Here is a 15,624-nt window from a genome sequence, read left to right as displayed (position 1 = left end):
GGAAGGCATTATAATGCTTTCCTTTTTCTATTTTAATTTTTGCTCTAAATAGGGAATTTGTCTGAAAAGGCCTGGAACCCTTCTGAATGCACGCTGTAATTATTTTGCGAATTGAGTTTTAATTATGATATTTGTCACGCAAAATTCTGAATATTTGATATATAATTAAATGAGGAACTTAACAGGAGGATGAAATATGCGCGAATCGAAAAAATGCCACCACCGGTTTTCATTGCACGAGGAGCATGTGGGTTTTACAACCAATGATGGTGTAGACGTTTTCACAGCTGGAGCAAGATTTCAGAAGTGCATCACATGCGGGCATATTGAATTGCCTGTGGAACATAGTGAAATGATCGAGCCTAGTCAGATTGAAAAAAGAAATAACCTTTTTGCACCAAAAAATATGTATGCTACTATGATGAGTTTATAGATAATAAGGAACAAATTCAAAAAGCCGGTCTAACCGGTTTTTTTGTTGTCCTTTTTAAAAGGGATAGTTTTTCTGGAATAATAAAATTTTGTTATTTAATTAACACTATCATGATAGTCAAAACCTTTGGTTAAAAGAAAATATCATGTTAAAATATTAATGTAAACGTTTGATATCTGAATAATATTATTATTCTTTGAATTAACAGTTAAAAATGAGCACGACAGGGTAACTGATAATTAGCGAATATTAGAAATGGCAAGGGGGTTTTCTTGTGAAAAAGCCAGTTTCAGGAAACAGAGCAATATGGCCGGGATTTCATGGTCCAAACCAAGGGTATGTCGATGAATTATATGAAATGTTCCTTCAAGATCCTAATTCCGTTGATGCTGATATCAAGGAATATTTTGAACAGCATTCTAAGATTCAATCTATAGCATCACAAGAGAGTAATGAAGTGATTCCTGCTGGAAAGGCAGCAGGGTCTCCGGTAAAAATAGCAGCTGCATTAAGATATGCTGATTATATTCGTTCTTACGGCCATTTATCTGCAAATATTTATCCCTTGCAGTCTGGCAGCGAAGATCCACAACTTGAGGACTATGAGAAATGGGGACTGAATGAAGCTGATTTGACGGAAATTCCAGTAGAGCTTATTTGTCCGAGTGCCCCATCTTCTATTAAGAATGGGAAAGATGCTTTTCAATTTCTTAAAAAAGTTTACTCCGATACGATTGCGTATGAATTTGAACATGTAAATGAAATGGCTGAAAAAGAATGGCTAAGGAAGAGGGTTGAGTCTGGTGAACTAATTCCTGATGTCGAAACGGAAAGAAAAATCGGTTTATACGAACGTCTTACAGAGGTCGAAAATTTTGAAAAGTATTTGCACCGGACTTTCGTTGGGCAAAAGAGGTTTTCCATCGAAGGCCTGGATTCGATGGTGCCCCTTCTTGATGAAGTCATTGCTGGGGCAGTGAATAATGGTGTTGAAACGATAAATATTGGAATGGCCCACAGGGGGAGACTCAATGTCCTTGCCCATGTTCTGGGTAAGCCGTATGAAATGATTTTTGCTGAATTCCAGCATGCACCAAACAAAGAACTGGTCCCATCAGAAGGATCAATCGGGATTAATTTCGGCTGGACTGGCGATGTTAAATATCACCTTGGTCTTGATCGGAAAATAAAGTCGGACAACACAGCAAACGCCAGACTGACACTGGCCAATAACCCGAGCCACCTGGAGTTTGCAGGTGCAGTGGTAGAGGGCTTTACCCGCGCTGCACAGGATGACAGGATCGAACCCGGTTACGCTAAATATGATCCGGTGAAAGCAATGGCCATCCTGATCCATGGTGATGCTGCATTCCCGGGGCAGGGAATTGTGGCTGAAACGTTGAACCTGAGCCGGTTGCATGGATATAAAACTGGCGGAACGATTCATGTCATCGCTAACAACACGATTGGATTCACGACCGAATCAATGGATTCACGCTCCACTCGTTATGCCAGTGACCTTGCGAAGGGATATGAAATTCCAATTATTCACGTAAATGCTGATGACCCGGAGGCATGCTTGATGGCAGCCAGGCTGGCATTTGAGTACAGAAAGACCTTCGGAAAGGATTTCTTGATAGACCTAATTGGGTACCGACGATTTGGCCATAACGAAATGGATGAGCCAATGACCACTAATCCTGAATTGTATGTGCTTGTCCACAAACATCCGACAGTGAAGAAAATCTATGGAAATAAGCTCGTTGACCAAGGTGCCATGTCAGAAGAGACAAGAACCGAGATTGAGCAAAGAGTCTCGACCAGGCTGACAGAAGCATACGAAAAGGTTCCAAAAAAAGAAAAGGAAGTAACCAACGAACCTGATATCCCGGAAGTAGTGGAAATGGGAATACCACAGATAGAAACTGGAGTGCCAATTGAGGTATTAAGTAAAATAAATGCGGATCTCCTTAACTGGCCTGAAGGATTCAATGTCTTCAATAAACTAGAGAAAATCCTCCAAAGAAGGAAAGATGCCTTTTCTGCGGACGGTAAAATAGACTGGGGCCTGGCGGAAACTTTAGCGTTTGCTTCCATCATTAAAGATGGCATACCAGTCAGACTTACTGGACAGGATTCTGAGAGAGGAACCTTTGCGCAGAGAAACCTGGTTTTGCATGATAGTGAAACTGGAGAGCAATTCTCACCTCTCCATATTTTGCCTGATGCAAGAGCGTCCTTCTCCATTCATAACAGCCCGCTCTCTGAAGCAGCTGTAGTGGGTTTTGAATATGGTTATAATGTATTCGCCCCAGAAACTTTAGTCCTTTGGGAAGCGCAATATGGGGATTTTGCAAATGCTGCTCAGGTCTTGTTCGACCAGTTTGTGGCGGCTGGCAGAGCGAAATGGGGACAAAAATCAGGACTGGTCATGCTTCTGCCTCATGGATATGAAGGCCAGGGGCCAGAGCATTCAAGCGGAAGAGTAGAAAGATTTTTAACACTTGCCGCTGAAAATAACTGGACTGTTGCAAACCTTTCCTCCGCGGCTCAATATTTCCATATCCTTAGAAGACAGGCGGCGATTTTAAAGCAGGAAGCAGTCCGACCTCTAGTGTTGATGACACCTAAGAGCCTGCTGAGAAATACCACGGTTGCAGCGGACCCACACCAATTGGCCGAAGGCAGCTTCAAGCCGATCATAGAACAGCCAGGGCTTGGAGGGCAGACAGAAAAAGTAGAGCGAGTGGTTTTGTGCACTGGAAAAGTGAGCATAGACATCGCTGAAAAGATACAACCGGAAGAGCATGGATGGCTGCATGTATTAAGAATCGAGGAAATCTATCCTTTCCCGCTTGAACTATTAAAAGAAATGTTTGGTCGTTATACGAACTTAAAAGAAATTGTCTGGGTTCAAGAAGAACCAAAGAATATGGGTGCATGGACCTTTGTTGAGCCGAGAATCAATGAAGCTGCCCCGAAAGGGATAGAAGCTTCCTATATTGGCAGGAGAAGACGTTCAAGCCCGGCAGAGGGAGATCCAAACATCCACAAGTTGGAGCAGGCAAGAATTGTAAGTGATGCACTGACAAGGAAAAATGGAGGAGGAAATCAAAATGGCAGAGATTAAAGTTCCTGAATTGGCCGAATCAATCACCGAGGGAACGATTGCCCAATGGCTGAAAAAAAAGGGTGATCAAGTCGAGAAAGGTGAATATATCGTTGAACTGGAAACCGATAAAGTTAATGTTGAAATTATCTCTGACTATGATGGAGTATTAACTGAGCTCCTCGCTGAAGAAGGGGATACAGTGAAGGTTGGGGAAGCAATCGCAATTGTTGGAGAACAACAGGCTGTTGATAATGGCAGGAATGATTCTGCCCAAGCGGACGCAGGCAGGGAAACCGAGTCACCTGATGAACCTGTCAAGCATGAAAATGGGTCGGTCGAAGGACAAAAGACCGGAATCAGCGCATCCGTAGATCAATCCAATACTGACGGAGCGCCGGAGCGGATCATCGCTTCCCCTGCAGCAAGAAAGCTGGCAAGGGAAAAGGGCATTGATTTGAGCCAGGTAGCTTCTCAGGACCCGCTTGGCAGAGTAAGGAAACAGGATGTGGAGGCATATACTCCTCAGCAGAAAAATACTCAAAAGCCGCCTAATGAAAAAGCAGCAGCGCCAAAGTCTGCTCCTTCCGGAAACGCAGATGATGACAGCCGGGTCGAGCGTATCAAGATGTCACGTAGACGCCAGACTATCGCAAACAGGCTGGTCGAAGTTCAACAGACAGCGGCGATGCTTACGACATTCAATGAAGTTGATATGACGGCCGTTATGGAATTGAGAAAGAAATGGAAAGACCGCTTCTATGAGGAGAATGATGTTCGCTTAGGATTTATGTCATTTTTCACGAAGGCAGTTGTGGCAGCATTGAAAAAGACTCCTTACTTGAATGCTGAAATCCAGGGAGATGAAATCGTCCTCAAAAAGTTTTATGACATAGGAGTCGCTGTCGCTGCTGATGAAGGACTAGTTGTCCCAGTCATCAGGGATGCCGACAGAAAAAACTTTGCCGAAATTGAAAGTGATATAAACGAATTGGCTGAAAAGGCCCGCACAAACAAACTTTCCTTGAAGGACCTTCAGGGAGGAAGCTTTACAATCACCAATGGAGGCGTATTTGGATCACTGCTCTCAACACCGATCATCAATGGTCCGCAGGTAGGGATTCTCGGAATGCATACAATCCAGCTGCGTCCCGTTGCCATCGATAAAGAACGGATGGAAAACAGGCCGATGATGTACATCGCACTATCTTATGACCACCGGATTGTTGATGGAAAGGAAGCCGTCACTTTCTTAAAACGAATTAAAGAACTGATGGAAGACCCAGAATCATTGCTGTTACAGGGTTAACTATTAAAGCACTGCCAGGAATTTTTTCGGCAGTGCTTTTTTATCATTAGACAGATGTTTGAGTCTGGAGGTATGGATGGCGATGGTCGTAATTAAGACAGGTTTCAGGGTGTACAGCCGAAAGCTGTCAAGAAAGCGAAGTTATTGTGACAGGTTTTAAAGAGAAGAGCCAAAAGCTGTCAAGAAAGCGACGTTATTATGACAGGTTTGAGAGTGAAGAGCCGAAAGCTGTCAAGCGTTGTTATTATGACAGGTTTGAGATTGTAGAGCTAAAAGCTGTCAAGAAAGTGATGTTATTATGACAGGTTTGAGAGTGAAGAGCCAAAAGCTGTCAAGAAAGTGATGTTATTGTGACAGGTTTTAAAGGGAAGAGCCAAAAGCTGTCAAGAAAGCGAAGTTATTGTGACAGGTTTTAAAGGGAAGAGCTGAAAGCTGTCAAGAAAGCGAAGTTATTATGACAGGTTTTAAAGAGAAGAGCCAAAAGCTGTCAAGAAAGCGAAGTTATTATGACAGGTTTGAGATTGTAGAGCTAAAAGCTGTCAAGAAAGCGAAGTTATTGTGACAGGTTTGAAAGTGTAGAGCTGAAAGCTGTCAAGAAAGCGAAGTTATTATGACAGGTTTGAAAGTATAGAGCTGAAAGCTGTCAAGAAAGCGAAGTTATTATGACAGGTTTGAAAGTTTAGAGCTGAAAGCTGTCAAGAAAGCGAAGTTATTATGACAGGTTTGAAAGTGAAGAGCCGGAAGCTGTCAAGAAAGCAACGTTATTGTGACAGGTTTGAAAGTGTAGAGCTGAAACTGTCAAGAGAGCGACGCTTTTATGACAGGTTTTAAAGAGAAGAGCTGATAGCTGTCAAGAATCCCTCATTATTCGGACGAATCCAAAAAATAAAGCATTCAAATCTTTTAAGAATCGCCCGCTGATCCAGACCAACTTGCATTTCACTCAAAATAAGCATCCTTGGTCTTTCCAACTGCTCTATAGTTCTTTTTTAAAACCCTCAAAAACGTCCTCCTACTCACCTTCCGATTACACCACTCATAAACGGTTTGGGTGGTAATCTTCTTTTCAGGAAACAGCACCTTGATTTCCTCTATATGCCGCACGATCGCCTTTTCGATTCTTTCATAGGTACCGCATTTTCCGCAAACCAGGTCGAAATCACCGATTTCGGTATTCAAAGATTCGCATTGCCCGCAATGCATTCCCTTTTCGAGTTGTTCATATTGGTACTTAGGCAAGGTGGCAAATGGATTTTTCATCTGATGTATTGAAAGCAATGTTTGGGCGAGTTTCTTGTGGTTTTCATCCAATTTAGAGGGAGTGCTGTTTAATTCTTTTATGAACCGCTTAACTTGTGTTGGTAAAATGATCGGTTGATCCATCGGGGCCTGGTAGAGGGTGAATTCAGGATTGTTGAAGACGACGGAGGCACGGACTAGGTGATTCATTTTGAGGTTTTGGAGCAGTTGCCGGAAAAGAGTTTCGCTCCGTGTCAATTGAATGACGGGGTTTTTGTACTCTCGACCACTATGGACGGAATATAATTTGTCCCCTTCGAGATAGTAATCGCCTTCGTGATATTTGATATCGATAAGATAAACTCCATCCTGCGCAATGATTACTTTATCCAGCTGGAAGTAAGAGTTATTCACTTGAAGAAGGAGGTCGTCGATGATATACCTTTCTTCTGCTAGATTTTCAGTCATCCGGTCGAATATCACTTCTCCAGTATAACCCTTTTCCATAGTCCAAAGATGGAACTTTTCCTGCGAAGATAACTCCATTCTTCTGTTTAAATGCCGCAATGCGATTAATTCCATTGGTTCGGTGCGTGCTTTTAGTAGCATGGTCCACTTCCTTTCTATAAGCTAATTTTAAGCTATACTCATATTCGGATTTGTGAATTTTTTGTTAACTTTTTTGTTAACTTTTTTCAACTGTTATTTGGGGCAGCAAAGCGATTTAACTTTCTCTCCAGGAAATAAAAAAACCGCTTCACTGCCATTCAGGCAGCAAAGCGGATAGTTCACGGGTTAGATGTTTTTTTCTTGTTTCTGTTTAACGATTTTTAAATGGCCTTAGTCCTCTTTTGGATATTTCTGTTTTTAAAATTTTTGCCCATTCTTTATCATTTTCCGACTTTAATGCATCACGATACGAGACCACCAACTGTTCATTGCTCATAATTTTCATTTGCATTCCTCCTCGGTGAGAATGGATTGAATTTTCAAACTATATTGTATAGTTTCATTCATTGTAAAGGTTTATTACATATTTGAAAACCCATTATGAAGAATTTTTATTAGAAATTTTTTCTTGTTTTGGAAGGCGGCTTAGTTTAGGATAAAGCTTTATTTTTTACGATGGAATTTGGACAAAACATCATAGTCACATTATTAAACAAAAAAAGCTTGCAATTTATAATTCAACATACTATTATATACCCATAAGGGTATTAAGTGGGGATTTGATACTCGACTTATTAATTTTTAACACTGGGAGGAATTAAAATGGGATTGCAAGCAATTACAGCTGAAAAATTGAATGAATGGGTAGTAGACAAAAAAGAATTTTTTATTTTTGACGTAAGGAATGTAAAGGACTTTGAAGACTGGAAGGTTGAAGGGGAAAATATTGAATACCTGAATATCCCTTACTTTGACTTAATCGATGGTGTAGACGAAGTGGTTGATCAGCTTCCGAAAGATAAAGACATCGTGGTAATCTGTGCTAAGGAAGGGTCATCTGTAATGGTTGCCGAAATGCTTTCTGATGCGGGATTTGACGCTTCATACCTTTCTGGCGGAATGAAGTCATGGAGTGAATTTTTGTATCCAGTTGAAGTGTATAAGGATGAGGAAATTAAAGTACTTCAGTTTATCCGTGTCGGCAAGGGCTGCCTATCTTACATGGTCCTATCTGAAAATGAGGCACTTGTAGTTGACCCATCAAGGTTTACAGGCCGTTACACTGCAATTGCTGAGAAGGAAAATGTTAAAATTACGCATATTGTGGATTCACATTTGCATGCTGACCACTTATCAGGAGGCAAGCAGCTAGCTGATACCACTGGAGCAAAATATTATTTGATGAAGAGTGAAGGCGCGGTATTTGACTTTGAAGCGCTAGAACAGCATGATAAAATTGAATTTGAGAACATCACACTAGAAGTTTTGGCTGTTAAGACGCCTGGTCATACCCCTGGCAGTGTTTCATTCTTTGTGAATAATAAACTTTTATTCTCAGGAGACACTATCTTTGTTAATGGTCTTGGCCGTCCTGATCTAGGCGGAAAAGCTGCTGAGTGGGCAAAAGACCTTTATGAAACAGTCTATAGCAAGGTTTCCCAGATTGCGGATGATGTAATTGTATTGCCTGGCCACTACGCAAGCTTCGATGACGAAGTGAATGCTGAAGGATTCATTGGAAGCCAGTTAGGTCTGATCAGAACGCAAAATGAAATGATGGAAGGCAAAACAGTTGAAGAGTTTGTCGACCATGTAGCACAATCCGCTTCCAGCGAAACACCACCAAACTTTGAGGACATCGTGGCAATCAATCGCGGTGTTAAAGATGTAACAGCTGAAGAAGCGATGGAGCTTGAAATCGGCCCTAACCGCTGCGCTGTCCACCACACTCATTAAAAAACCAAAAGGGGAGAGCAATGCTTTCCTCTTTTTATGTCTATCATAGGTTGTGGTGTACGTTGTAATGCATGTGAGGTGAAGATCTTGGAAGAAAATACGAAGAATAACCATTGTGCAGGCGGCTCCTGAGGCATTGGACCAAAGCGTACAGGTGAGGAGGAAAAAGGGAAGTTCTCCGGCTTTCCCCCTATATGACCGGCCACGTACGTATGGCTCCTGGCAGGAGTCATTTATTTGATTTCTAAATTATTTTAAGAAGGCGCTTTTTCGAAAAATAAGCCTCCTTTTAATGATAAAAGGAAGGCTACATAATGGTTCATTTCCAAATCAGGGGGAGTATTAAATGCTAGATGTATTAGTGATTGGAGGGGGGATTTCAGGTGGATCGGCAGCCATTTACACTTCCCAGGGCGGGTTAAAAACGGCAGTCATCGATTCAGGGAAATCCCAGATCAAACAAGTTTCAAAGCTTTTTAATTATCCGGGAATGAAAGAAATCACCGGTTTAGAACTCCTGGAAAACATTAAAGACCAGGCTCTCGCTGCAGGCACTGAATGGATTGAGGGTGCAGTGGAAACTGTCCAACGGAATGATAACGGCTACTCAGTCAATTTAACGGACGGCAAAGAGCTTGCTTCAAAATACTTGGTTATTGCCACGAACCTTCAAACTTCATTGCTTGAAGGTCTTGGGTTCAAGCTGGCAGTAAATGAGAAGGTGCCAAGCGGGAAAATAAAAAAGGTATTGGGAATTGACCCGGATGGAACAACAAAACTCCCTAATCTTTATATCACAAGCCTGTTAGCGGGTCTTTCTAGTCAATCCGTCATTGCTGCTGGACATGGCGCTTCTATAGGTATTTCAATCGTGTCAAAGGAAACTGGAAAAACTTATATGTGGCACGATAAGTAATTAAAGCAGGGAAATTTCCCTGTTTTTTTATTTATCTTTTTTAGGAAAAAGGAAGGAATATATTTTTAAAATATTGAATATTCAAACTAGGGTGTTATAGTAATTAGTAAACGCTTACATATTTTAACTTATTGAGGAGGTTAATAGATTGGAGAATTTGCTGCCATACACTGTAGGAGAATTATTGGAGGTTCAGGCTAAGAATTACCCAGAACACGAAGCTGTTGTCTATGCTGACCGAAACCTGAGGATGAATTACAAGGAGTTCAATATGTTATGCCGCAAAGCTGCCAGAGGATTGATGAAACTGGGAGTGAAAAAAGGTGAGCACATTGCTGCATGGTCATCAAATACTCCGGAATGGGTGGTATCGCAATTCGCCACCGGAAAGATGGGGGCAGTTCTAGTTACGGTCAATACAAATTATAGGACGGCAGAATTGGAATATCTTCTAAAGCAGTCTGATTCCACAACCATCATATTGATGGAACAATTTAAAGACGCGTCTTATATTGACATGGTGTACGAGATTGTTCCAGAACTGAAAACGAGTGAACCAGGCAAGCTTGAAAGCAGTACTCTGCCGTATTTGAAAAATGTCATTGTAATGGGAGAAAAACGTTTTCCGGGGACGTACAGCTGGCAGGATATCCTGGATATGGCTGATGATGTGACAGAAGAAGAACTCGACAAGCAAATGGCAACTCTAAAGCAGAGTGAAGTCATAAATATGCAATATACATCAGGTACGACTGGATTCCCAAAGGGAGTTATGCTTACCCACAGCAATATTGTCAATAACGCGTATAATGTTGCATCTGCAATGAAGCTTACGGACCAAGACAGACTGTGTATTCCAGTGCCATTTTTCCATTGCTTCGGTTGTGTCATGGGCACGCTGGCTTGTGCCACAGTTGGCGCTACAATGGTGCCGGTCCAGGAATTCAGTCCAAGAGCAGTTCTTGAGACCGTCGAAAAAGAAAAGTGTACTGCGCTTCACGGAGTTCCAACCATGTTCATCGCCGAGCTGAATGATCCGGAATTTGAAAAATATGACCTTTCTTCCTTGAGAACAGGCATCATGGCTGGTTCCAATTGCCCGATTGAAGTGATGAAAGCTGTCAATGAAAAAATGGGAGCTACGGAAATAACAATTGCCTACGGCCAAACAGAATCTTCTCCTGTTATTACGCAGACAAGGACTAACGATCCACTCGAACTGAGGGTAGAAACTGTGGGAAAAGCCCTTCCTGAGGTAGAGGTGAAAATTGTAAAGCCAGGCACGATGGAGGAAGTTCCAAGGGGAGTTCAGGGAGAACTATGCACTCGTGGCTACCATGTAATGGATGGATACTATAAAAATCCTGATGCCACTAGTGAAGCGATCGATGAAGAAGGTTGGCTCCACACAGGAGACCTGGCAGTAATGGATGAAAACGGCTATTGCCGCGTAACCGGCAGACTAAAGGATATGATCATCAGAGGCGGGGAAAATATCTACCCACGCGAAATCGAAGAATTCCTTTACAGACATCCAAAAGTTCTTGATGTCCAGGTAGTAGGCATTCCAGACAGCGTATATGGCGAGGAAGTCATGGCCTGGATCATTTTAAAAGATGGAGAGTCTGCCACAGCAGATGAAATCAAAGAATATTGCAAAGGGAAAATCTCTAAACACAAGATACCGAGATATATTGAATTCACAGAAAGCTATCCAATGACCGCTTCAGGGAAAATTCAAAAGTTCAAGCTAAGAGAGCAGGCGATGGAAGCAGTGGAAGAGTTGAAGAGAGTATAAAAAGCAAGAGGGTGGAATCTCGGGATTCCATCCTTTTTTCTTAGTCTTTGCCATTGACCCTTGAGATTCAAATAAGGTAGATAGCAGTAGCTGTCGAAGAAGTGGTTTGCTTTGTCTAGAACTTTCCCTTCTCTATACAAATGAACGCTAAATGTCTAAAATTAAATAAAAGGTATTTTATGGAGGAACTTCAATGCTCATAAGCAGAAAAGATTTCAATATTAAGAGTTTAAATTATACAATTCGATCTGCAGTCGAAGCGGATGCAGAGGCTTTGTCTGATTTAAGGCTGCAAATTGATGGGGAAACTGAAAATCTAGACAGGGAACCAGGTGAGGCTTTCATTGATCCGAAAGGTTTTCAATCTATTATTAAAGCGGACACGGAGAGTGCTAGAAACATATTCTTGGTTGCGGAAACGAATGGAAGGCTTATCGGTTTTTCAAGATGTGCTGGCAATGATTTGAAAAGGTTCAGGCACAAGGTCGAATTTGGGGTAGGTGTATTAAAAGAATTCTGGGGCTATGGGATCGGAAAAAACCTTTTGCAGGAATCGATTTCCTGGGCAGATGAGAACGATATTAAAAAAATGACTCTCCATGTGATGGAATCTAATGAAAGTGCCATGAGGCTCTATGAAAAGCTCGGATTTGTAGTCGAGGGCATCTTGAAGGACGACAAACTGCTATCTGATGGGAATTTTTATAATATGATTGTGATGGGGCGGTTAAATAATCTGAATTGAGGGATAAGCAATGATTAGTGCATTACAGGAAGCTTTTAATCAATCAACATACCAATTGCCCGGCCATGGCAGGCGAACCGTCCAAGTCTTAAAGGACGCTTTTGAAAAAGTCGACGGGCAGCTTGATAGTGACATTTATGGAACAGGTAAGGTAATTGAAGACTTTCAGGATAAAATGGCTGCTTTCCTGGGCAAGGAAAAGGCTGTTTTCTTCCCAAGCGGAACGATGGCCCAGCAAATCGCATTGCGTATTTGGTGTGATGAAAAAGGATTAGCAACAGTCGCCTACCACCCATTAAGCCACCTGGAAATCCACGAGGAGGACGGATTAAAGGAATTACATAAGATCAAGTCAGTTTTGCTTGCGGACGAAACCCGTGTTATCGAGCTTGAAGACGTGTTATCCATGGAAGACCCTGTTGCTTGCCTTCTGCTGGAATTGCCGCAAAGGGAAATTGGCGGTCAACTGCCAAGCTATGAAACTCTTGTAGCTATTTCAAGGTATTGTCGAAAGAATGGTATTAAGCTGCATCTTGATGGAGCCAGACTTCTGGAAGTCCTGCCCTACTATGAGAAGACAGCTTCTGAAGTGAGTGAGCTTTTTGACAGTGTCTATCTCTCTTTTTACAAGGGAATAGGTGGGATTGCCGGTGCAATCCTGGCGGGCGAGGAGAAGTTCATCGGTAAATCAAAGATCTGGAAAAGGAGGTATGGCGGCGATTTAATTAGCCTGTACCCATATATCATTTCTGCAGATCATTATTTCGAAATGAAATCTGACAAAATGCCGGAGTATTACGAAAACGCAAAGGATCTAGCTGGTTTCTATAATTCTTGTCATCATGTATCCACACTCCCCGATGTTCCGGTTTCCAACATGTTTCATGTGCACTTTCCTCATCCTAAAGAGGAAATAGAACCAGTTTTAACAGAAGTGATATGTGAAACAGGGGTGGGAATCATAAATCACCTAAAGTCAACTGACGAATACTCATGTTATTTTGAAGTAAGTATTGGTGACCGTTATGAGGAAGTTCCGAAAGAAGCAGTGAAAAAAGCATTTTTACAGCTTGATGAAATGATGAAGAATAAATTTCCTTCTTGATAGATTTCAATTTAGCAAATAATTTATACCAGATTGACGAAATTTTGAACATCATTTTGAACATTTTGTTACAACTGCACCAGCATTATATTAAATAATACCATAACTCCCTATAATATAGTGTATACACCTGAACCTTTGTGAGGTTTTAGGGATTATGGGGGTATGGTCGCATGAAATGGCTATGGGTCTTAATGCTGTCGATCATAAGTGTGTTATTTCTTATTAAAGGAATTGAGCTTTGGTCGGTCATTGACCATGTGGATGGGGACGGCATTGGTATAACATTTCTAGGGTTTAGCATTAACGATAGAGTTTTAAATGAAAGTATATCGGGCTATGCGCTTGGATTTACGATTGCATCAATCATCCCATTCCTGGTAGCAGCGAATATTGCTCTCAGGGCAAAAATAAAAAAGAATCTGAATGCAGAAAAGATATAGATTAAGCCGGGCTCAACAAAAAGCCTGGCTTATTTTTTTACACGAGAAGATGTTACATCCTGAAAAGGACGGGAATTATAGTAAAAAATACGTGATGGAGGAAAGAAAATGTGCGGACGTTTTTCATTGTTTGAGGACATAGGTTCTTTAAAGGAGCAATTTCAGTTCGATTTCTCAGATGATATCGATCCGAGGTACAATATAGCTCCTGGACAAGACATCTTGACGGTGATTGATAATGGGGATGGGAGAATAGGGACCAGAATGAGGTGGGGATTCATTCCTTTCTGGGCGGATGATGAAAAAATCGGCTATAGAATGATCAATGCTCGTGCCGAGACAGTCGATGAAAAAGCGAGTTTCAAGCATGCTTTTAAACAAAGGCGATGCCTGATTCTTACTGATGGATTTTACGAATGGAAAAAAGACGGCAAACAAAAGCAGCCATACCGTTTTGGGATGAAAAACAAAAAACCTTTCGTGTTAGCCGGGCTTTGGGAGAATTGGAGTAAAGATGGGAAGGACATTACTTCCTGCACTATTATCACTACAAGTCCAAATGATGTCACCGGAAAAATCCATGACAGAATGCCTGTGATTCTTTCGGAAGACAAGCTTGAAATATGGCTTGACCGTTCTATGGATCAAGCTCAAAAGCTTAAAAAGCTACTGGTTCCATATGATGCTGACTCGATGGAAGCTTACCCGGTTTCCACCGCCATTAATTCGGCTAAAAATGAAGGAATGGAACTAATTGCTCCGATTAACAGTTTGTAGGATGAAATCTCCTTTAAATCTAGGATGTTTAATACAAGTCTTGATTGTGGTATAGAAAGACACAGCCAAACACCAAGATGAAATCATCCTGGAAAGAGGGGTTAACATGAATGGTTTTACTAAAAACGGTTTTTATGAATTAATTTACAAAAATGAACGTTTTTCTTTTTTACAATATATTCGCAAAGATGTAATCTGTGATGTTTGTTATATAACCTTGAAAAATGTAATTACTGGTGAAACAATGACTTTTGATAAATCGGAAGTCCGTGGTTTAAAAATAGCAGGTGAAGAAGCGAATGCCAGCTAACTATTGCTAATTCGATCATCTTTTCTTTATACTATAGAGTATGAACTCATTTAAAGGAAGTGCAGAAGATGATCCACACGAATTGGGCTGAACGCGAAACGATTAAGACTCTAAAGTGCGTTCACACAGATGCAAAAAAGTACATTGTAAATAACAAGCTGACATCAGGAAAGGTATATGAAGTGAAAAACGAGACTGAGGAATTTTATTTCATTGTTGATAATTCCGGCAAGGTTGGCGGTTATTACAAAGAATATTTCGAAGAGGTAAATTAAGTTCGCAGGCTGCCCGGGAGACCGTGCAGCCTGTTTTTATGACTGCGCTGGAGTGGACCTGTCCATTTCCTCTTTTTAGTGAAGAAGGAATTCCCTGACTATATTCACCAGTGGTATGATAAAGGAATATACGACCAAATGGGAGTTGGGGAGATGGATAAAAAAATCACTCTGGAAGGTAAAACTGTAAAGCTGTTGCCAATGGAAACCGGGCAACTGGATGAGTTATGGCAAGCAGGGCAAAACCAGTCTATTTGGGAATTTACATCTTCGAAGGTTAGAAGTAAAGACGAGATGGAAAAGGTCATAGAAGCAGCGCTGGCAGAAAGAGAGAAAGGAACGCAAATACCATTTACCGTTCTTGAACAGAAAACGGGTAAAATAGTTGGCAGTTCGAGATATCTTGATATTTCAGAAGCACATAAATCACTTGAGATTGGCTGGACATGGTACAGTCCTGAATACTGGAGAACTAGCGTTAATACAGAAACGAAATTGCTCATGCTCCAAAATGCTTTTGAAAAAATGGAAGTGAACAGGGTGCAATTTTGTACCGATTCCAGGAATGTACGCTCGCAAACGGCTATCGCCCGTCTCGGTGCCCAAAGAGAAGGGGTGCTGCGGAAACATCGAATTATCTCTGACGGTTATGTAAGAGATACGGTCATCTTTAGCATCCTTAAAGAAGAGTGGCCAAAGGTTAAAACAGGTTTGCAGGAAAAATTGAATCAAGTATAGCGGTGCAAAAGGAAGGTTATA

Annotated in this window: 15 protein-coding genes; 13 read left to right on the top strand and 2 right to left on the bottom strand. The window is 41.4% G+C overall.

What is annotated here, in order from left to right; translation table 11 throughout:
* The first annotated feature begins 196 nt into the window (after nucleotides 1-196).
* The 3 genes from DYI25_RS08595 (at nucleotide 197) to odhB (ending at nucleotide 4,851) form a co-directional block, all read left to right on the top strand.
* Nucleotides 197-433 (top strand): hypothetical protein, encoded by a 237-nt coding sequence (locus DYI25_RS08595; RefSeq protein WP_213367978.1) that lies wholly within the window; start codon nucleotides 197-199, stop codon nucleotides 431-433.
* A gap of 274 nt (nucleotides 434-707) precedes the next feature.
* Nucleotides 708-3,563, top strand: coding sequence for a 2-oxoglutarate dehydrogenase E1 component (gene sucA, locus DYI25_RS08590; RefSeq protein WP_213367977.1), 2,856 nt, complete (start codon nucleotides 708-710; stop codon nucleotides 3,561-3,563).
* Nucleotides 3,550-4,851 (top strand): 2-oxoglutarate dehydrogenase complex dihydrolipoyllysine-residue succinyltransferase, encoded by a 1,302-nt coding sequence (odhB, locus tag DYI25_RS08585; protein WP_213367976.1) that lies wholly within the window; start codon nucleotides 3,550-3,552, stop codon nucleotides 4,849-4,851. Before sucA ends, odhB begins: the two co-directional genes overlap by 14 nt.
* Nucleotides 4,852-5,790: 939 nt before the next feature.
* On the opposite strand, the gene DYI25_RS08580 is transcribed toward odhB, so the two are convergent.
* Complete coding sequence (locus DYI25_RS08580; RefSeq protein WP_213367975.1) at nucleotides 5,791-6,699, bottom strand: nuclease-related domain-containing protein; 909 nt, start codon at nucleotides 6,697-6,699, stop codon at nucleotides 5,791-5,793.
* A 211-nt stretch (nucleotides 6,700-6,910) separates the two neighbouring features.
* Nucleotides 6,911-7,045 (bottom strand): sporulation histidine kinase inhibitor Sda, encoded by a 135-nt coding sequence (sda, locus tag DYI25_RS08575; RefSeq protein WP_167833663.1) that lies wholly within the window; start codon nucleotides 7,043-7,045, stop codon nucleotides 6,911-6,913.
* Between the two features lie 317 nt (nucleotides 7,046-7,362).
* On the opposite strand from sda, the gene DYI25_RS08570 reads away from it, so the two are divergent.
* From DYI25_RS08570 to DYI25_RS08525, 10 genes are all read left to right on the top strand, one after another.
* Nucleotides 7,363-8,496 carry an MBL fold metallo-hydrolase gene (locus tag DYI25_RS08570; RefSeq protein WP_213367974.1) on the top strand — a complete coding sequence of 378 codons (1,134 nt, stop codon included), beginning with the start codon at nucleotides 7,363-7,365 and terminating at the stop codon, nucleotides 8,494-8,496.
* Between the two features lie 346 nt (nucleotides 8,497-8,842).
* Nucleotides 8,843-9,412 carry an FAD-dependent oxidoreductase gene (locus tag DYI25_RS08565; RefSeq protein WP_213367973.1) on the top strand — a complete coding sequence of 190 codons (570 nt, stop codon included), beginning with the start codon at nucleotides 8,843-8,845 and terminating at the stop codon, nucleotides 9,410-9,412.
* A gap of 157 nt (nucleotides 9,413-9,569) precedes the next feature.
* Nucleotides 9,570-11,210, top strand: coding sequence for an AMP-binding protein (locus tag DYI25_RS08560; RefSeq protein WP_213369493.1), 1,641 nt, complete (start codon nucleotides 9,570-9,572; stop codon nucleotides 11,208-11,210).
* 193 nt (nucleotides 11,211-11,403) lie between these two features.
* Entirely contained in the window at nucleotides 11,404-11,955 is a 552-nt protein-coding gene (locus DYI25_RS08555) for a GNAT family N-acetyltransferase (protein WP_213367972.1), read from the top strand.
* A gap of 10 nt (nucleotides 11,956-11,965) precedes the next feature.
* Entirely contained in the window at nucleotides 11,966-13,060 is a 1,095-nt protein-coding gene (locus DYI25_RS08550) for a threonine aldolase family protein (RefSeq protein ID WP_213367971.1), read from the top strand.
* A 173-nt stretch (nucleotides 13,061-13,233) separates the two neighbouring features.
* Entirely contained in the window at nucleotides 13,234-13,503 is a 270-nt protein-coding gene (locus DYI25_RS08545; RefSeq protein WP_213367970.1) for a hypothetical protein, read from the top strand.
* 108 nt (nucleotides 13,504-13,611) lie between these two features.
* Entirely contained in the window at nucleotides 13,612-14,280 is a 669-nt protein-coding gene (locus DYI25_RS08540; RefSeq protein ID WP_213367969.1) for an SOS response-associated peptidase, read from the top strand.
* A gap of 106 nt (nucleotides 14,281-14,386) precedes the next feature.
* A complete protein-coding gene (locus DYI25_RS08535) occupies nucleotides 14,387-14,590 on the top strand; it encodes a hypothetical protein (protein WP_213367968.1) in 204 nt (67 codons plus the stop codon).
* A 68-nt stretch (nucleotides 14,591-14,658) separates the two neighbouring features.
* Nucleotides 14,659-14,865: a DUF6501 family protein gene (locus DYI25_RS08530; RefSeq protein WP_213367967.1), complete on the top strand. Its 207-nt coding sequence runs from the start codon at nucleotides 14,659-14,661 to the stop codon at nucleotides 14,863-14,865.
* A gap of 153 nt (nucleotides 14,866-15,018) precedes the next feature.
* Nucleotides 15,019-15,603 (top strand): GNAT family N-acetyltransferase, encoded by a 585-nt coding sequence (locus tag DYI25_RS08525; protein WP_213367966.1) that lies wholly within the window; start codon nucleotides 15,019-15,021, stop codon nucleotides 15,601-15,603.
* The last annotated feature ends 21 nt before the right edge of the window (nucleotides 15,604-15,624 follow it).

This window comes from Mesobacillus boroniphilus (assembly GCF_018424685.1).
In the GTDB taxonomy this organism is placed as follows: Bacteria; Bacillota; Bacilli; order Bacillales; family Cytobacillaceae; genus Mesobacillus; species Mesobacillus boroniphilus_A.
This window is presented reverse-complemented; position numbering and strand designations above follow the sequence as displayed.